This is a genomic window from Streptomyces sp. FXJ1.172 (assembly GCF_001636945.3).
In the GTDB taxonomy this organism is placed as follows: domain Bacteria; phylum Actinomycetota; class Actinomycetes; order Streptomycetales; family Streptomycetaceae; genus Streptomyces.
Window position 1 is genome coordinate 8,770,392 of record NZ_CP119133.2, and the last position, 17,697, is coordinate 8,788,088.

Genomic DNA, 17,697 nt, shown 5'->3' on the forward strand with positions numbered 1-17,697 from the left:
TGACCCTCCCGGTATCTAGCGTTGCTAGCTGATGAGGCAACGCTAGTACTGCTGCCGCTCTCTTGTCTAGCGATGCTAGGATCGAGTCATGTCGGTACAGGAACGCAAACAGCGCGAACGGGCGGAGCGCGAGCGCCTCATCGTGGCGACGGCCCGCGAACTCGCCGAGCAGCAGGGCTGGGACGCGGTCACCACCCGCCGGCTCGCCGAGCGCATCGAATACAGCCAGCCCGTCCTCTACAGCCACTTCCGCGGCAAGCGCGAGATCATCGGCGCCGTCGCCCTCCAGGGCGCCACCGAGATGGCCGTGGCGGTGCGGGCCGCGACCGCCGCTGCGGACGGCCCGCGCGCCCGGGTGTACGCCCTCGCCCACGCCTACCTCGACTTCGCCGCACGCAACCCGGCGGTCTACGACGCCCTCTTCCAGCTCGACGGCGGTCTCGCGTACGCACAGGAGGACACCCCGGAACCTCTCAAGGACGCTTTCGCCGCGCTGCTGGAGTGCCTCGGCGAGGTCGCCGGGGACGGTGTCGACCCGGGGCTGTTCACCGAGGTGTTCTGGGCGTCCCTGCACGGGGTGGCGACCCTGACCAGGTCGGGACGGCTGCCGCCGGAGGAAACCGAGCCGAGGGTGGAGCTGCTGGTGGACCGGCTCGCCATGCTCTGACACACCATCCCGGCGGGCACGCAGCCGGAGCCCGCGGGCCCCGCCGCCCGCCTGCGGCAACCCTTTCGCCAACCCCCTCACCCACGACGGCGACTTCGGCATCCGCGAGGCCCTGCGTGAGACCTACCAGGGCGTCACCGACCACGTCGGCCGGCGCTGGATCAGTTCGAGGTGGGGAAGTTGAAGCCTGCGCCGGTGTGCTGTTCGGTGTGGGGCCAGCGGGTGGTGATGACCTTGGGGCGGGTGTAGAAGCGGATGCCTTCGGGGCCGTGGATGGGGGAGTCGCCGATGAGGGAGTCCTTCCAGCCGCCGAAGGAGTAGTAGGACATGGGGACGGGGACGGGGACGTTGACGCCGATCATGCCGACGTTGACGCGTCGCTGGAATCGGCGTGCGGCTTCGCCGGAGGCGGTGAACAGGGCGGTGCCGTTGCCGTAGGGGTTGGCGTTGATGACGTCGATCGCTTCGTCCAGGGTGTCGACACGGACGATCGCCAGGACCGGGCCGAACAGCTCCTGTTGGTAGGCGTCCATGTCGGTGGTGACGTGGTCGAGCAGGCTGGGGCCGGTGAAGAAGCCGTTTTCGTGGCCGTCGATCTTCAGTCCGCGGCCGTCGACGATGACGGTGGCGCCCTGGGCGTGGGCGGTGGTGACGGCGTTCTCGACGCGTTCCTGGGCGGTCTTGGTGACCAGTGGGCCCATGTCGGTGCCGGGTTGGTCGCCGGGGCCGACCTTGACCTCGCGGGCCTTGCGTTCCAGTACCCCCACGAGGTTGTCGGCGGCGTCGCCGACGGCGATGGCGACGGAGAGGGCCATGCAGCGTTCGCCGGCGGAGCCGTAGGCGCCGGCGGTGATGTGGTTGGCGGCGAATTCGAGGTCGGCGTCGGGCAGGACGACGGCGTGGTTCTTCGCCCCGCCGAGCGCTTGGACCCGTTTGCCCTCCGAAGTCGCCTTCTCGTGGACGTACTTGGCGATCGGTGTGGAGCCGACGAAGGAGACTGCTTCGACACCCGGGTGGGTGAGGATGGCGTCGACGGTGGGCTTGCCGCCGTGGACGACGTTGAAGACGCCGTCGGGCAGGCCGGCCTGTTGGTAGAGCTGAGCGACGAAGTTGGCGGCGGAGGGGTCGCGTTCGGACGGTTTGAGGATGAAGGTGTTGCCGGTGGCGATGGCGATGGGGTGCATCCACAGGGGGACCATGGCGGGGAAGTTGAAGGGGGTGATGCCGGCGACGACTCCGAGGGGCTGGCGGAAGTCGTGGACGTCGATGCCGCGGGAGACCTGGTCGGAGAAGGAGCCCTTGAGGATGTCGCCGAGGCCGCAGGCGAACTCCACGACCTCGCGGCCGCGGATGATCTCGCCGCGGGCGTCGTCGACGGTCTTGCCGTGCTCGGCGGAGATGATCCGGCCGAGTTCTTCCTCGTGCTCGACGAGGAGTTGGCGGAGGTTGAACATGACCTGGGTGCGCTGGGTGAGGGAGGACTCCGACCAGGTCTCGAAGGCCTTCGTGGCGGCCCGGACGGCGATGTCGACGGTGGCGGCGTCGCCGAGGACGACCTTGGCCCGTTCCTGACCCGTGGCGGGGTTGAACACCGGCTGGGTGGCGGTGCCGGGCACGGTGTTGCCGTCGATCCAGTGCTGGATGGTGTTCACGGGAGAGGTGTCCTTACAGGTAGTGCCGCTGGGTGTGCTTGCGGTCGGCGTACGTCGTGTACGCGTTCTGGGTGGTGTCGAGGGCGGAGGCCTGGCTGACCGGGACGTCCCACCAGCCGTGTGCGGGCGGGTTGGGTCCGTGGAGGTCGGTCTCGACGTGGACGACGGTGGTGCGGGTGGCGGCTTTGGCCTTCTCCATGGCGGAGCGGAACTCCTCCAGGGAGGCGGCGTGCAGGACGTCGGCGCCGAGGGAGGAGGCGTTGGCGGCCAGGTCGACGGGGAGGACCTCGCCGTCCAGGAGGCCTGAATCGCCGTTGCGGTAGCGGTATTTGGTGCCGAAGCGCTGGGAGCCGAGGGACTCGGAGAGGGCGCCGATGGAGGCGAAGCCGTGGTTCTGGACCAGGACGATGATGACCTTCAGTCCTTCGGAGACCATGGTGACGATCTCCTGGGCCATCATCAGGTAGGAGCCGTCGCCGACCAGGACGACGACCTCGCGGGTGGGGGCGGCCATCTTGGCGCCGACACCGGCGGCGATCTCGTAGCCCATGCAGGAGTAGGCGTACTCGACGTGGTAGGCCTTGGGGTCACGGGCCCGCCACAGCTGCTGGAGATCACCGGGCATGGATCCGGCGGCGTTGATGACCACGGCACGGTCGTCCAGGACGTCGTTCAGCGCACCCAGGAGCTGTGTCTGGGCGGGCACCTCGCCGGTATTGCGGTCGGGGGCCAAGCACTCCTCCTCGATCTCCCTGGTGCGGGCGATGAGTTGGCGCGTCCGGTCGCGGTATTCCTGGTCGACTTCCCAGTCGGCGAGTGCTCCGGCGAGGGCCTGGATGCCGAGGCGGGCGTCGGCGACCAGCGGTTCGGCGGAGTGTTTGACGGCGTCGAGGCGGGCGACGTTGAGGTTGACGAAGGTGACGTCGGGGTTGGCGAAGACGGTGTGGCTGGCGGTGGTGAAGTCGGAGTACCGGGTGCCGATGCCGAGGACGACGTCGGCATCGCGTGCCAGTTCGTTGGCGGCGTGGGCGCCGGTGGAGCCGATGCCGCCGACCGCGCGGGGGTGGTCCCAGGGGACGGCGCCCTTGCCGGCGTGGGTGTCGGCGACGGGGATGCCGGTGGCCTCGGCGAAGGCACGCAGTTGGGTCTCGGCACCGGAGTAGACCGTGCCGCCGCCGGCCACGATCAGCGGTCTCTTGGCGTTCCTGATGAGCGTTGCGGCGCGCTGGACGGCGCTGGGCTCCGGCACCGGGCGGCCGATGTGCCAGACCCGGCGCCGGAAGAAGGAGAGGGGCCAGTCGTGGGCCTCGGCCTGGACGTCCTGGGGGAGTGCGAGGGTGACGGCGCCGGTCTCGACCGGGTCGGTGAGCACCCGCATGGCCGCGAGGGCAGCGGGGATCAACTGTTCAGGGCGGGAGATGCGGTCGAAGTACTTGGACACGGCGCGGAAGGCGTCGTTGACGGTGACGTCGCCGGCCCGGCTGTCTTCGAGTTGTTGCAGGACGGGCTCGGCGACTCGCGTGGCGAAGATGTCGCTGGGCAGCAGCAGTACGGGCAGCCGGTTGGTGGTGGCCAGGGCCGCGCCGGTGATCATGTTGGTGGAGCCGGGGCCGGTGGAGGCGGTGCAGGCGAAGGTGGCCAGGCGGTCGCGCATCTTCGCGTAGGCGACGGAGGCGTGGACCATGCCCTGTTCGTTGCGGGCGAGGTAGTAGGGCAGATCGGCCTCGCCCGTGGTCGCGGCCTGGAGGAGGGCCTGGCCGAGGCCTGCGACGTTGCCGTGGCCGAAGATGCCCCACACGCCGGGGACCAGCCGCTGTTCCTGGCCGTCGCGTTCGCTGTACTGGCTGGCCAGGAAGCGGACCAGCGCCTGGGCAGTGGTGAGCCTGATTGTTTCCATCACTCGTTCTCCTGGGCTCCGAAGGGCAGCCGGCCGTCGGTGACTGCGTGGAACACCCCGGCTCGACCAGCGAGTTCGAAGATCTGGCCGTCGGTTGCGACCGTGCAACGGTCTTCCAGCGGCAGGATCAGGAATTCGCTGTTGCCGGTGGCCAGTTGGTGGCTGGGCAGGTGGTGTTTGTTGCTCACAGCAGGCTCACCGCCTTGTCGACCGCTCCGGCGACGTCGCCGCCCGCGGGGTAGAGCAGGGAGCGGCCGACGACCAGGCCCTGCGCGGTGGGGAGTTTGAGGGCCTTGCCCCAGGAGGCGAAGGCCGCGTCGGGGTCGCTGACCTCGCCGCCGAGCAGTACCGCCGGGAGGGTGGAGGAGCCAAGCACGCGTTCCATGCCGGGCACGACCGGCAGCTTCAGCCAGGTGTAGGCGCTGCTGCGGCCCAGGCCGGAGGCGATGGTGACGGACTTGATGACGGCCTCGGTGGACAGGTTGTTGCGGATCTTGCCGTCGTGCCATTCGGAGAGGAACGGTTCGACCATTGCGATCAGTTGGCGGTCGTTGAGTTCGTTCACCGCGCGGGCGGTGTTCTCCAGGACGGACGGGGTGGCGGGGTCGCACAGGGCGATACGGGTGAGCGTCTTGCCGCCGTCGAAGCCCATCGCGGCGATGGTCCGGGCGTCGTAGCCGGTGAACCGGTCGTCGATCTCGAACACCGAGCCCGCAAGGCCGCCGCGGTTCATCGAGCCGAAGACGCTCTTGCCGTCCAGGACACCGAGCAGGAGCAGGTCCTCGAGGATGTCGGCGGTGCCCAGCACCCCCGTCACGCCCGGGCGCTGCAGCGCGATGCACAGCCGGTCCAGGAGTCCGGCGCGGTCGGCCATGGCGGTCGGGTTGGCGCCGACGGCGTTGGCGCCGCGTGCGGGGTGGTCGGCGGCGATGATCATCGTCTTGCCGTGCTCGCCGAACAGCGAGGTCGCCTTCACCCGGCGGGCGGCCGCCTCGGCGACCGCGCCGGGGTTGGTCACCCGCGCGTTCACGATGCGGTTCACATGGTCGGGCAGCACGTCGTCACGCCTTTCGTCCGGTGGTGGGGGCCAGGGCGGCCTCGCGGAGCTTGGCCTCGACCTCGGCCGCGGCCGGCATCGCCTCCGCGCAGGCCAGGCGGCCCGCGACGATCGCGCCGGCGGCGTTGGCGAAGGCGATCGTGCGCCGGGTGTCCCAGCCCGACAGCAGGCCGTGGCACAGCGCCCCGCCGAAGGCGTCACCGGCGCCGAGCCCGTTGACCACCTCCACCGCGACCGGCGCCACCTCCACGGCCCTGCCGCCGCGGTCCATCGCCAGCACACCCTTGGGGCCCTGCTTGACCACCGCCAGCTCGACACCGGCGGCCAGCAGCGCCTGCGCGGCGGCATACGGCTCGCGTTCGCCGGTGGCGACCTCGCACTCCTCGCTGTTGCCGACGGCGACCGTGGTGTGCCGCAGCGCCGTGGCGTAGCAGGCGCGGGCCCGGTCCGGGGCGTGCCAGAACATCGGCCGCCAGTCGAGGTCGAAGACGGTGATCCCGGCCCTGGCCCGGTGCTCCAGGGCGGCAAGGGTGGCCGAGCGGCTGGGCTCCTCGCTCAGGCCGGTCCCGGTCATCCAGAACACGCGCGCGCCGCGCACCGCGTCCAGGTCCAGCTCGCCCGGGCGGATGTCCAGGTCGGGGGCCTTGGGACGGCGGTAGAAGTAGAGCGGGAAGTCGTCCGGCGGGAAGATCTCGCAGAACGTCACCGGGGTCGGCGCGATGTCCGACGTCCCCACGAAGCCGGTGTCCACGCCGTAGCCGTCCAGCGCGGTGCGCACGAAGTCCCCGAACGGGTCGCGGCCGGTCTTGGTGATCACGGCGGCCGTGTGTCCGTAGCGGGCGGCGGCCACCGCGACGTTCGTCGGCGACCCGCCCAGGTACTTGCCGAACGACGTGACCTCCGCCAGCCCCACACCCGTCTGAAGCGGATACACGTCCACTCCCACACGGCCGATGGTCAGCACCTCGAACGGCATTTCGCGGTTTCCCTTCACTCCGGGGGACTCCGTGGAGTCGTACAGGCGAGAGTTCGCCCCAGCGCGCGCTTAGTACGTGCTGATCCAGCACGATGGTCCATGTTCATATGTCATGTCAATAGGTCGAGGTTGGAGAGCGTGAGAGAGTACTGGCCTGTTGCAGGAGCCGCGCATGCCGAAGCCGCCCGGTGGGCGGCTTCGGGGCGTTCGGGAGCCGGATCGGCGTCGGCTCTGCGATTGATGTACGACAGTCGGGACACGCGGTTCCAGCAGGCCTGCGGCGCAGCGGTCGTTGCCGCCGATGGCTACTCCACCGAAGAGTCCGGCGCACGCGCCGCCCACGACCTCCTGCGCGGCAACCGCCTGCCCATGTCCGCACCGGGCATCTCGCCGCCGGCGACGTGGAAACTGCGGGGCTGCGTTCGCAGGATCTTCTGCGCAGGGCCCGATCTCCCTATGTGCAGGGCCCTGACCTTGCTATTCGCGGGGCCCTGATCCTTCTTATGTGCGGGGCTCGATCTCCCTTCCCTCCGCGTCCCGGACCGTGATCGCCAGCATCGGGCAGATGTCGGCGGCCTCCAGGGCGCGGTCGTCGTTCTCCGCGATGTGCTCGTTCACGGGGTGCGCGTGGTCGGCGTCGAGAGCGAACAGGTCCGGTGCCGCTCCGGCGCACATCCCGGAGCCGATGCAGCGACCGGAGTCGATGTGCAGCTGCCAGCTCATGGGCCGTCTCACCAGCCCACCGGCAGGACGCGGGGACCGCGTACCAGCATCTCGGTCTTCCAGGTGATGTCGCCGGCGACGTGCAGCCGGGGGAACCGTGCCATCAGCGCGCCGATGGCCTCCTGGAGTTCGAGGCGTGCCAGGGGAGCCCCGAGGCAGTGGTGCACACCGTGGCCGAAGCCCAGGTGGGCGTTGCCGCTGCGGGAGATGTCGAGGGCGCCGGCCTCGGTGAAGCGCAGCGCGTCGCGGTTGGCCGCGCCGACGGCGACCAGTACCGGTTCCCCGGTGCGCACCAGCGTGCCGCCGACCTCGGTGTCCTCCTTGGCGTAGCGGGGCTGACTCGCGCCGCTGCCCAGGGGGACGAACCGCAGCAGCTCCTCGATCGCGCTGGTGATGAGTGTGGGCTCGGCGCGCAGTCGGGACAGCGCCTCGGGATGGTCGAGGAGGGTGAGAACGAAGTTGGGGATCTGGGTGGCGGTGGTCTCGTGGCCGGCGACGAGGATGCCCACGCACAGGTCGACAAGCTCCAGCTCGGACAGCCGGTCGTCGTGATCGCGCGCGTCGATCAGAGCCGTCATCAGATCGTCCTGCGGCTGCGCACGGTGGGCGGTGATCAGCTGGGCCATGTACGCCCGCAGCTCGTCGCGATTGCGGTCGAACTCCTCGGCGGTCAGGGAGCTGGTGGACAGCGCCGCGTCGCTCCACGTACGGAAGCGCGGGCGGTCCTCCTCAGGCACCCCGAGGAGTCGGCAGATCACCGCGACCGGGATGGGCAGGGCGTAGTGGTCGACCAGGTCGACCGGGGGCCCCGCCGCTTCCATCTCGTCCAGCAGCGTGGACGTCAACTCCTTGACGTTCGGGCGGAGTTTCTCGACCTGGCGGACGGTGAAGGCCTTGGCGACCAGGGACCGCAGCTGGGTGTGGTCGGGCGGATCCATGCTGAGGATCCCGCTGTCCCGCCGGCCTTCGGAGGCACGCGGCTCGTCGTGTTCGAGGGCCAGGGCGCGGCTGAAGCGCTGGTCGCCGAGGACCAGCCGGGCGTCCGCGTAACGGGTGGCCAGCCAGGCCGGCTCCCCGTACGGCAGCTGGACGCGCAACAGTCCTGGGGTGTCACGGGCACGTTCGTACGCCTCGGACAGGGCCAGGTCCCGGCTGGAGTTGAAGGGATAGGCGAGGGGGGTGTCGATTGCCGTCACTGCTGCCTCCCTGGTGTAAGCACGCGCTTACAACGCTAGGAGGTGCTCACCGGGCGGTCAACGACGCTAATCGGCCGTTACGCTGTCGGCTCCTCGGCAGGCGCGAGCGGGCTCACGGCGGCAGAAGGAGCACAGGGTGGACACCAGCGAGCACACGCGGGATGAGGAGCGGCCCGGCGGCGGCCCGCTGAACGAGGACCTTCCGCACCGCCCGCGTGACGCCCGGGGTACCCGTACGCGCATTCTCCACGCGGCCGGCGCGGTCTTCGCCGAGCGTGGGTACGAGGCCGCGACGGTCCGTGACATCGCTGGCCGTGCCGGGGTGAACCAAGCGCTCATATTCCGCTATTTCGGATCGAAGAAGGCCCTGCTCACCGAGGTCATGGCGCAGGGGGGCAAGGAGCAGTTGCGCCAAACCCCGCCGGAGCGGCTGTTCGAGACCGCGCTGCGCGGTGTCCTGGAGGAAGGCGGCAAACCCGACTCCGACCGGTTGCTGGCCGTCTACCTGCGCTCGATCGGCAGCGCCGACGCCGCCCCGGACACCGTCCGCGCGCTGGGGGAGGAGTACGCCGCCGCGCTCGCCGGTCTGTCGTCGGCCGACGACAGCGAGCTGCGCGCCCAGCTCGCCATGGCCTGGCTGCTCGGCATCGGCCTGATGCGGGTCGTGGTCGGCCAGGAACCACTGGCGAGCGCGGAACCGGACGACATCTGCGGCCACGTGCTCACGGCGCTCGAAGGGCTCCTGCGGGACGGGAAGGCGCCCGGGGGCCGAGCGGATGCAGGGGAGTGAGTACGGCCGAGCGCGCCGGCGAACCCTCAGCCGGTCGTGGCGGAGCGCACACCGAGGCCGGTGAGGAGCGCGGTGAGGACGCGGGTGATCCGCGCCCCTAGCGGGTGTCGTTTGGATCATCCCGGCGTCGTGGGGTCTGGCACGCCCTGGCTGTATTGCCCACGGATCACGCAGTGGCGTTCACCGTGTATCAGAACGCCCACCGTGTATGGGTGTAGACCCCGTCGCGCCTGCCGAAGCCGTACGCCGTGTCCGGGACCACCGCGAACACCATCGCGCGCCCCTTGCGGAACGCGTCCCCGATCCCGTGGAAGGTGCCCTCGGGCGAGGTGATGTGCGCCCCGTACTTCGCCTCGTATGCGGCGATGACCTCCTCCAGCAGGGCGGGATCGGCGACCGGCTCGGCCTGGCCCACGACCACGAGGTCAAGGCCTTCGCTGAGCGAGTTGCCGCCGGTGGTCAGTGCGCAGTGGCTGTCGTGAGCGAGGTTCCTCGCCTTCTGCTCCTCCGCGCCGGTGGAGAAGTACAGCGCCCCGTCGTGCCAAGCGGCGATCACGGGGGTGACGTGCAGCCGGCCGTCGGGTCGTACTGTGGACACCCAGAAGATCTCGGCGGCGGACAGCCGCCGCTGGGCCTCGGACCAGTCGGTGGCGGTGACGTCCGCGGCACCCGGGCGGGGGTTGAGCGCGGAGCTGTAGCGGGAGTCCAGCTCGGACGTGGGCTGCTTGGCGGGTCCCTGTTTCGGCATGGCGGATCTCCTTTTCGTCCCTTCCATGAAGACCGGTTGCCCGGGCGGAAGTCATCGCCACGCCGACGCATTGCACCGTCCGGGTGATGCCGAACGCATCCGTATGCACTTTGACCTGCGCCACAGCCTGGCCGGCCCTCAGCACCGGGAGATCCTGACGGCCTGCGCACGGCGGGACGCGGACGCCGCACTCGCGGCGGCCCTCGAGGCTCAAAGGTGTGACGGAGGTCTCGAAACGGCAAGGCGAAACGGGGCGCAGGCTGCTCGCAGGCGGACGGTACGGGCGTCCGGATCACGGTTTTGTCGACGCGCCCAACCGTGATTCCGCGGCGCACGTCTAACACTGTGCAACATCGACCTGCTGGGGGATTGCCCATGAGTCTGACGGGGACGCCGTTTTTCGTCCTGCTGATCGCGGCCACCGCATTGTGCGTGGCCGGCACCATGGTGCTCTGGTCACGGCTCCGGGGGCCCCAGTCGCTGCGCTGGCTGCTCCGGCTGACCATGATCGGCCTGTGCCAGCTCACCGCGATCTCGGTGGTCGCGACCTGGATCAACAACGACTACGGCCTCTACGCCTCCTGGGACGACCTGCTGGGCAGGGACAACGCGCCCGTCGCCATGCCCGGCCCGCCGCCCGACCGCGCGAAGTTCACCCACAGCGACACAGGGATGCTGGACACCTACTTCCGTGGTCAGCACTCACAGCTGTCCGGGCAGGTCATCGTATGGACGCCGCCGCAGTACAACCAGCCCCGATACCGCCACACGCGCTTCCCGGTCGTGCTGCTCCTGCACGGAGTGCCGGGCAGCCCCGCATCCTGGCTGGAACACGGCGGCATGCCCGGGGACTTCCAGCGCCTGATGAACGCGGGCACCTCACACCCGTTCATCCTGGCCATGCCGGTGGTCGACCCGGGCGGTGTGGACACCGACTGCACCGATCAGCCGAACCGGAAGGTCGCCACCTGGATGGCGCGTGACGTGCCGGAACTGATCAGCCACAAGTTCCGCACCCTCCCCGGCGCCAGGAGCTGGGGCGTCATGGGCTTCTCCACCGGAGGCTTCTGCGCCGCGGGGCTGCCCTTGGCCTACCCGAAGGTCTTCGGAGCCGGCGCCGCACTGGATCCCGACCCGTTGACCGGCGACACGGGCGTCATCACGGACCCGGTGTCACGCGAACGCACCAGCCCAACGTACATGGTCAGGCACAGCACCGCATCGGTGAGCCTGTTCCTGGCCACATCGGCCGAGGACCGGCTCAGCCCGCCGCACTACATCCAGCAGTTCGCGAAGGCGGCCGCCCCCACCGGGGTCCGGACGCAGACCATCGTGCTGCCCGACGGCGGCCACAACTACAACACCTGGACACGGTTGTACCCGGCGGCCTTCAGCTTCCTCAGCCACCACACCAGCGCACCGAAGGGATGACCGAGCCAGGTCCGGCGCCGGCGGCATCCGCGCGCTGCGAGGTGGATCAGATGCCGAACGGCGCGGCATAGCGCACGACGCCGCTGGGCAGCGGACGGCCCGGGTCCAGGGTGAGGGCCATCAGGGCCTCGTCGGGGACGTCGATGCTGACGCCGATGCCATGCTCCGAGGCCCGGCCGAAGCCGAAGCGCGAGTAGAACGACGGGTCTCCGAGGACGACGACGTGGCACTCGCCCCTGCCCTCGGCGGCCTGGAGGACGGCGTGGACGGCGGCAGAGCCGGCGCCGGTGCGCTGATGTCCAGGGCGTACGGCCACGGGTGCCAGACACAGCGCCGGGGTGTCTGCGATGTGGCAGCGCGTGAGGAGGGCATGACCGACGACCGTACCGTCCGCGGCCGTGGTGACGACGGACAGGCCCTCGATCCAGGAGGCGTCGGCGCGCAGCGCGTCCACGAGGTCGGCCTCCAGAGGAGTGCCGAAGGCCGCGAGGTTGACCTCGCGGATGGCGGGGATGTCGCCGGGCGCCTCGGCGCGCGTGGTCCAGGCGTTGACCATGGGGAGGGACACCTCTTCCTGTTGGTGTTCGTGCGGTCGTCTCGGCTCCGCGCCACACGCGAAGATCGGTCACCGTACCTGAGGGTCGTGCCCCGCGGTCAGCGTGCGTTGCATGAGGAAGGTGTCGATCCAGCGGCCGTGTTTGTGGCCGACCCCCACCAGGTGGCCGGCGTCTGTGAAGCCGAAGCGGCGGTGCAGGGCGCGGGAGGCCTCACTGCCGGTGTCGGCGATGACGGCGATCATCTGCCGCATGCCCGCCCTGGCGGACTCGGTGATGACCGCCTCGAGCAGGGCCGTGCCGAGGCCCAGGCCGGTGGCGTCGGGCGCGAGGTAGATGGTGTCCTCCACCGTGTTCCGGTACGCCGGCTTCGGACGCCAGGGCGACGCATGGGCGAAGCCGGTCACCGCTCCGTCCGACTCGGCGACGAGAAAGGGCAGTTTCCGTCCGGACAGGTCGTCCAGCCGTTGCTTCCAGTGGGCGACGGTCGGCGGGATCTCCTCGAAGGTGGCCACGCTGTGGCGGACGTAGTGCGTGTATATGTCGGCCACGGCCTTGAGGTCGGAGGCGGTCGCCGTGCGGACGGTCGCCGGGACTGCTGTCATCTCGAGCACCCATTCCTCTATAGCGAAGAGATGGCTATTATAGAGGAATGCTGGATCTCGTGACCCTGGGCGGCCGTGTGCAGAGGCTGCGGCACGGGCTCGGCCTGACTCTGCAGCAGCTCGCGGATGCGGCCGCGGTGAGTGTGAGCATGCTGTCGTCGGTCGAGCGCAGCCAGAAGGCGCCCACCGTCGTCGTCCTCGCGCGCATCGCCGACGGCTTGGGCGTCCCGCTCGCCGAGCTGGTCGCCGAGCCGGACGACCTGCGCGTGATCGTGCGCCGCGCCGCCGAGCAGGACACGGTCGAGGAGCCGGGTGGCTGGCGCCGGACGATCCTGACCCCCGTGGTGCCCGGGGTGAACTTCGAGTGGATCCGTACTGTCCTGCCCCCGGGCTGCGACGCCGGCGAGTTCCCCGCCTATGCCTCGGGCTCGCATGAGTTCATCGCCGTGGAATCCGGCACCCTGCGCCTCACACTGGCCGACCGGTCCGTGGACCTCGGTGCCGGTGACTCGGTGTACTTTGCGGCCGACGTCATCCACAGCTATGCCAACCCCGGACCGACACCGTGCTCGTACTGCGTCGCGGCACTCATCATGCGTCCCCGGGGCGCGAGGTAAGGCTCCCGGAGGCGCCCCGTCCTTCTGCGGACCGGTGACCGAGTCGGTGGGGAAAGGGGGCACTGTCGGACCCTTGAACTAGCTTGGGCGCATGACGTCTCTCATACTCGCGCCGTGGTCCGATCAAGGGCTCGACGTGCTCCATCGGCAGAACACCGCCGAGTTGATGGAACACCTCGGAGGCCCGGAGACCGCCGAACAGCTTCTGCGCCGTCACGAGCGGTACTTCAGCCTTGCCGATGGCCAAATGTTCCTGGCAGTCCTGGACGGCCGGGCGGTCGGCTCGGTCGGGTACTGGACGCGGGAGTGGGACGGGCAGCGGATCTACGAGACCGGGTACGGCATCCTCCCCGAGTACCAGGGCCGGGGCTTCGCGGCCGAGGCCGTTCGTCTCTGCGCTGAACGGGCCGCCCGGGAGGGTTCGCGCCCATGGCTGCATGCTTTCCCCTCCGTGCACCATGGCGCGTCCAACGCGGTGTGCCGGAAAGCGGGATTCGAATTGCTGGGAGAGTGCGAGTTCGAGTATCCGCCCGGAAATTTCATCCGGTCCAATAATTGGCGGCTCGCGCTCAGCGGTCCTCGGTATTGAATTCCGGCGGCTTCGGTGCCGAGGCGGCCCGACTCCATCTGAGGGTGGAGACGGGTGGGGCGCGTCCATCGACCCGTGGGTGGTGGTCATGCGTGGTGCTCCCGGAGCACCCTTGAGGCATGGGATCGCTTCATTCGGCGCTGGTCGTGCTCATCGGAATCTGCGTCCTGGTCTTTTACGCAGCCTGGATCGTCGGTGCCGTCTACTTCGGCGTGAAGAGCCACGCCGGTGTGCGCGGCTGGTGGCGCGGACAGCGGCGTACGTTCCCCCGCCGGGTCCTCCTGGTCGCGGGTGTCTACGTGTTCTCCGTTCTGCTCAGCCACTCGCGAAGCTTCTGGCGGCACCTGCGGTACTGGCAACCCGAGCTGGCCCTCCTGGGGGCCGCGCTCGCCGTCGCCTCCACCGCCCTGCTGCTGTGGGCCCGGTGGGTGCTGGGCACGATGTGGGCCAGCGTCCCCACGGTCCGGGAACACCACGAACTCCGCACGGACGGCCCCTACGGGCTGGTCCGCCACCCCATCTACACAGGCCTGCTCGGCCTCGTCACCGGCGGCATGCTGGCCTGTGGCTTCGGCGTCTGGGTGGCCGTCCTCATAGTCGCCGTTCCCTGGCTGCTCCTGCGGGTCCGGGCCGAGGACCGTCTGATGGCCGGGCGGTTCGGCACGGCCTACGAGGCCTACCGCGCCCATGTCCCGGCACTGATTCCCTGGATCCGGCACGGGGGCTCACCCGCCGCCCCTGTGCGCGGCGCCCGCTCATGAAGCATCCCGCTGAGGCGTGAGAACCTCCGCATGCCCGCCGGAATCGAAGGTGCGGCGGCGTCAGGTCATCGATGGGCCAAGAGTGCTCTAAATCAAGGACGGCTGGTCCGTATTCCGGACGGAATCGCTGCATACCGGCCAGCCGGCGGTGAACCGAGCGTGGGCAGTCGGCGCGGCGGCCGGCACTGTGCGTGACGCCGGGTACGGGGGCGGGGGCTCGGAGTGCGAAGACGGGAGAGGCTCCGGGCTGACCGGTGTACCGGATCTCCGGCCGGAATCCTTCCTTGTTAGGGCGGGAGCGGATCGCCATACTCGTCGGCGTTTGGCATGGGCACGTCCGATCCCCAGGTCGAGGCGTCCCCGTGATTCGCACTCCTCCGGCCCCGGCCCGTCGAGCGGACGGGGCAACCCCCACTGGAGGCTTCACATGACGCAACGCCGAACGACTCTCACCACCCGCGCGCTGACCGGAGCGAGCGTCGTCGTCCTCACGGCCGGCGCGGCCCTGCTCCCCGGTGCCGGATCGGCCGCGGCCGCCCCCGCGTCCGCAGCGGCCACCCCGTCCGCGGCCCGAGCCGCGTCCGCCGCGGCCCTCGTCGCACGGCTGGGTGACCGCGCTGCCGGTTCCTACTACGACGCCGCGGCCCACCAGTTCGTCGTCAACATCACCGACCCGTCCGCGGCGAGCCAGGTCCTCGGCACCGGTGCCGTGCCCAGAACCGTGCGCTACACCACGAGCCAACTCCACGCCGCGCTCGGCACGTTGACCCAGCGGGCCCGGATCGCGGGCACCGCCTGGTCGATCGACCCCCGCCAGGACAAGGTGGTCGTGACGGTCGACCCGACGGTCACCGGTGCCAAGCGCACCCGGCTGAACTCCGTGATCCACTCGCTCGGCGACAAGGTCCTCGTACGGCGGGCCACTTCCGCGTTCAAGCCGCTGATCGCGGGCGGCGACGCCATCTGGGGCAGCGGCGTGCGCTGCTCCCTCGGGTTCAACGTGACGGTGAACGGCGCCCCGTACTTCCTGACCGCGGGGCACTGCGGCAACGCCTCCTCGACGTGGTCCGACTCGCAGGGCGGCGGGGAGGTCGGCCAGACCGTCGACTCACAGTTCCCCGGTACCGACTACGCCCTGGTCCAGTACGACGACTCGAGCAGTGACCACGCCAGCGTCGTCGACCTCTACGACGGCAGCAGCCAGCAGATCACCCACGCCGCCGACGCCTACGTGGGCGAGTCGGTCCAGCGCAGCGGCAGCACCTCGGGCGTCCACGGCGGGACGGTCAACGGGCTCGACGCGACCGTGAACTACCAGGAGGGCTCGGTCTCCGGCCTCATCGACACCGATGTGTGCGCCGAACCCGGCGACAGCGGCGGCGCGCTCTTCGACGCCGACGCGGCCATCGGGCTGACCTCGGGTGGCAGCGGTGACTGCACGTCCGGCGGCGAGACCTTCTTCCAGCCGGTGCCGGCGGCGCTGAGCGCGGAGGGGGCCACTCTTCCGTAGCCACCGGCTGCCCGTGACGCCGTATCCGTCGCGCATGCGCCTCAACCGGCCCTCGATCGAGGCCGGTTGGGGCCTTTGCGTGTCCGGGGTGCCGTAACCGGCTCTTCGCGTCAACGCCTCCCACGGAAGGCCCGGCGAATGAGGTGGATAAGCAGCCAGACGACCAGGACGATGAAGAGGATCACGAGGATCACGACGACCAGGAGGAAGATGCCGAGCTTCTTGAGAAAGCTCTTCTTCTTCGTCTTCGTCCTGCGAAGATGGACCGCCGATGCGTGATGTGTGGAAGTGGTGCGCCTTAGGCGGATGGTGGATGCGGCGCCCGGAAACGCCGTGACGGCGCGTACGGTGCCGGTGGTCGCCGTGGTGTGCCGAGCGGCGGCCGGTGCCGCGGCGGCCGGCGTCACCGCCAGACCGAGGCCGAGCAGCAGCGTCAGGAGTACGGCAGCGACGCGGCCCTTACGGCCCTGCCGACGTGTGAGGGTCATTCATGTCCTCCCCGTGTGATGTGCGGATGCGGTTGCTGTCTTGCGCAACGCCGCAACTATTATCGCGTCGGGCAATGGTTCTTCCTATCGGCGGATCTGGACGGGGTTCTCATGCGTTACCTGGTACGCGACCGCATGCTGGCTTTCCACGAGGAGGCATGGGTCGAGACGGAACACCGGGAGAAGCTGTTCAAGGTCGACCGCAAACTGCTGCGGCTGCGCACCACGTTCGACTTCGTCGACACCGAGGGCAATCAGGTGGCGAGCATCGTCAAGAAGGCGCTCACCTTCCACCACACGATCCTCATCAAGCAGAACGGCGAGACCGTGGGCCGCATCAGCAAGCGGACGTTCCGGATCTTCGCCGACCGCTTCAAGGTGAGCCTGCGCGGCGGGCGCCGGCTGCGCATCGCCGGCAACCTCTGGGACCGCGAGTTCGACATAGCGGACGACAGTGGCACCCTGGCCCACATCTCGCGCCGCTGGTTCACCATCCGCGACGCCTACGCGATCGACGTGATGAGCGAACCGGACTGGCTGCTGCTGATCATCCTCGCAGTGTGCGTGGACCACATCATCGAGGACCGCGAGGGTGAACAGCTCACCAACCTGTGACGCACGCACATCATTGACACTCGAACATGGACGCGCCGTTGCCGCGGCGCCGAATCGGGGGAGAACTACCGCACCATGATGGGCCATTCGCACGCCGTGAGCGGCGCCCTGCTGTTCGCCGGCACCGCTCCGTACCTGCCACCCGCGCTGCTGCACACGCACCTGTCGCCCCAGGAGATGCTCATGGGCACGGTACTGTGCGCGGGCGCCGCACTTCTGCCCGACCTGGACCACCACGACGGCACGATCGCGAACTTCCTCGGTCCGGTCTCGCGACTGCTGTGCCGCTTTGTCGCCTTCGTCTCCGGAGGCCATCGCCACGCCACCCACTCCCTGTTCTTCGTCGCCTTCATGGCTGTGGGCACCTGGGCCGGAATCGCCTATCTGGGCAGGCCGTTCACGCTCGGGATGTGCTTCCTCCTGCTGGCGCTGGCGGTACGGGCACTCAATCTCTGCCCGCCCGGCCATGGTTTCCATGCCTGGGGCACCAATGTGGCCCTGGCCGCTCTGGGCACCGCGGCCATCGCCAAGTTCATCCCCTCCGCTCCTGGTTGGCTGCCCTACGTCATCGGACTCGGCTGCCTGGCCCATCTCCTCGGAGACTCCATCACCAAACAGGGCGCACCCTGGCTGTGGCCGCTGAAGACGCGCTACGAGATCGTGCTGATCAAGAGCAGCGGCAACAAGCTGGAGACCGAGATACTGACGCCGCTGATGGGCGCCGGGACCATCGCCCTGCTCTGGCTGACCGTCCTTTCGCCCCACCCCCTGCACTGAACCTCCGCCAACGTGAAGTCACCGGTCCAACGGCGACGGCGAGT

At 69.6% G+C, this 17,697-nt stretch carries 20 protein-coding genes; 9 read left to right on the top strand and 11 right to left on the bottom strand.

The genetic code is table 11. The annotated features are described in order from the left end of the window. Positions 1-88: 88 nt before the first annotated feature. A complete protein-coding gene (locus A6P39_RS39440) occupies positions 89-667 on the top strand; it encodes a TetR/AcrR family transcriptional regulator (protein WP_067038893.1) in 579 nt (192 codons plus the stop codon). Positions 668-828: 161 nt separating this feature from the next. Here the strand turns inward: A6P39_RS39440 and A6P39_RS39445 are convergent, their stop codons facing one another. The 7 genes from A6P39_RS39445 to A6P39_RS39475 form a co-directional block, all read right to left on the bottom strand. Continuing rightward, positions 829-2,319 (bottom strand): CoA-acylating methylmalonate-semialdehyde dehydrogenase, encoded by a 1,491-nt coding sequence (locus A6P39_RS39445; protein WP_067038892.1) that lies wholly within the window; start codon positions 2,317-2,319, stop codon positions 829-831. A gap of 13 nt (positions 2,320-2,332) precedes the next feature. Next, positions 2,333-4,216: a 3D-(3,5/4)-trihydroxycyclohexane-1,2-dione acylhydrolase (decyclizing) gene (gene iolD / locus A6P39_RS39450; RefSeq protein WP_067038891.1), complete on the bottom strand. Its 1,884-nt coding sequence runs from the start codon at positions 4,214-4,216 to the stop codon at positions 2,333-2,335. Beyond that, the gene (locus tag A6P39_RS39455) at positions 4,216-4,404 is read right to left on the bottom strand and encodes a hypothetical protein (protein ID WP_067038890.1); all 189 of its coding nucleotides are present in this window, start codon (positions 4,402-4,404) and stop codon (positions 4,216-4,218) included. The genes iolD and A6P39_RS39455 overlap by 1 nt, the downstream gene beginning before the upstream one ends. Further along, complete coding sequence (locus A6P39_RS39460; RefSeq protein ID WP_067038889.1) at positions 4,401-5,273, bottom strand: Cgl0159 family (beta/alpha)8-fold protein; 873 nt, start codon at positions 5,271-5,273, stop codon at positions 4,401-4,403. The genes A6P39_RS39455 and A6P39_RS39460 overlap by 4 nt, the downstream gene beginning before the upstream one ends. A 4-nt stretch (positions 5,274-5,277) precedes the next feature. Then, positions 5,278-6,249 (bottom strand): 5-dehydro-2-deoxygluconokinase, encoded by a 972-nt coding sequence (gene iolC, locus A6P39_RS39465; protein WP_067038888.1) that lies wholly within the window; start codon positions 6,247-6,249, stop codon positions 5,278-5,280. 501 nt (positions 6,250-6,750) lie between these two features. After that, positions 6,751-6,972: a ferredoxin gene (locus A6P39_RS39470; protein ID WP_067038886.1), complete on the bottom strand. Its 222-nt coding sequence runs from the start codon at positions 6,970-6,972 to the stop codon at positions 6,751-6,753. Between the two features lie 8 nt (positions 6,973-6,980). After that, entirely contained in the window at positions 6,981-8,168 is a 1,188-nt protein-coding gene (locus A6P39_RS39475) for a cytochrome P450 (protein ID WP_067038885.1), read from the bottom strand. Positions 8,169-8,304: 136 nt separating this feature from the next. Here A6P39_RS39475 and A6P39_RS39480 point away from each other — a divergent pair, with 136 nt between their 5' ends. Then, the gene (locus A6P39_RS39480) at positions 8,305-8,958 is read left to right on the top strand and encodes a TetR/AcrR family transcriptional regulator (protein ID WP_331454180.1); all 654 of its coding nucleotides are present in this window, start codon (positions 8,305-8,307) and stop codon (positions 8,956-8,958) included. 190 nt (positions 8,959-9,148) lie between these two features. On the opposite strand, the gene A6P39_RS39485 is transcribed toward A6P39_RS39480, so the two are convergent. After that, on the bottom strand, positions 9,149-9,706 hold the full coding sequence (locus tag A6P39_RS39485; RefSeq protein ID WP_067038884.1) for a pyridoxamine 5'-phosphate oxidase family protein: 558 nt from the start codon (positions 9,704-9,706) through the stop codon (positions 9,149-9,151). 375 nt (positions 9,707-10,081) lie between these two features. Here A6P39_RS39485 and A6P39_RS39490 point away from each other — a divergent pair, with 375 nt between their 5' ends. Beyond that, positions 10,082-11,137 (top strand): alpha/beta hydrolase, encoded by a 1,056-nt coding sequence (locus A6P39_RS39490; RefSeq protein ID WP_067038883.1) that lies wholly within the window; start codon positions 10,082-10,084, stop codon positions 11,135-11,137. Positions 11,138-11,183: 46 nt separating this feature from the next. On the opposite strand, the gene A6P39_RS39495 is transcribed toward A6P39_RS39490, so the two are convergent. Beyond that, complete coding sequence (locus tag A6P39_RS39495) at positions 11,184-11,693, bottom strand: GNAT family N-acetyltransferase (protein WP_067038882.1); 510 nt, start codon at positions 11,691-11,693, stop codon at positions 11,184-11,186. A gap of 69 nt (positions 11,694-11,762) precedes the next feature. Next, positions 11,763-12,296 carry a GNAT family N-acetyltransferase gene (locus tag A6P39_RS39500; protein WP_067038914.1) on the bottom strand — a complete coding sequence of 178 codons (534 nt, stop codon included), beginning with the start codon at positions 12,294-12,296 and terminating at the stop codon, positions 11,763-11,765. Between the two features lie 47 nt (positions 12,297-12,343). Here A6P39_RS39500 and A6P39_RS39505 point away from each other — a divergent pair, with 47 nt between their 5' ends. The 4 genes from A6P39_RS39505 to A6P39_RS39520 all read left to right on the top strand — a co-directional run bounded on the left by A6P39_RS39505 (position 12,344) and on the right by A6P39_RS39520 (position 15,773). Continuing rightward, entirely contained in the window at positions 12,344-12,913 is a 570-nt protein-coding gene (locus A6P39_RS39505; protein WP_067038881.1) for a helix-turn-helix domain-containing protein, read from the top strand. A gap of 91 nt (positions 12,914-13,004) precedes the next feature. Further along, a complete protein-coding gene (locus tag A6P39_RS39510; protein ID WP_067038880.1) occupies positions 13,005-13,502 on the top strand; it encodes a GNAT family N-acetyltransferase in 498 nt (165 codons plus the stop codon). A gap of 119 nt (positions 13,503-13,621) precedes the next feature. Then, complete coding sequence (locus A6P39_RS39515) at positions 13,622-14,263, top strand: methyltransferase family protein (protein ID WP_067038879.1); 642 nt, start codon at positions 13,622-13,624, stop codon at positions 14,261-14,263. 427 nt (positions 14,264-14,690) lie between these two features. Next, on the top strand, positions 14,691-15,773 hold the full coding sequence (locus A6P39_RS39520; RefSeq protein ID WP_067038878.1) for a S1 family peptidase: 1,083 nt from the start codon (positions 14,691-14,693) through the stop codon (positions 15,771-15,773). A gap of 110 nt (positions 15,774-15,883) precedes the next feature. Here A6P39_RS39520 and A6P39_RS39525 read toward each other — a convergent pair whose 3' ends face one another. Next, on the bottom strand, positions 15,884-16,261 hold the full coding sequence (locus A6P39_RS39525) for a hypothetical protein (RefSeq protein ID WP_067038877.1): 378 nt from the start codon (positions 16,259-16,261) through the stop codon (positions 15,884-15,886). A 111-nt stretch (positions 16,262-16,372) separates the two neighbouring features. Here A6P39_RS39525 and A6P39_RS39530 point away from each other — a divergent pair, with 111 nt between their 5' ends. Together A6P39_RS39530 and A6P39_RS39535 are read left to right on the top strand one after the other, a co-directional pair. After that, positions 16,373-16,876 (top strand): LURP-one-related/scramblase family protein, encoded by a 504-nt coding sequence (locus tag A6P39_RS39530; protein WP_067038876.1) that lies wholly within the window; start codon positions 16,373-16,375, stop codon positions 16,874-16,876. A 75-nt stretch (positions 16,877-16,951) separates the two neighbouring features. Beyond that, positions 16,952-17,653: a metal-dependent hydrolase gene (locus tag A6P39_RS39535; RefSeq protein ID WP_067038875.1), complete on the top strand. Its 702-nt coding sequence runs from the start codon at positions 16,952-16,954 to the stop codon at positions 17,651-17,653. Positions 17,654-17,697 lie beyond the last annotated feature (44 nt).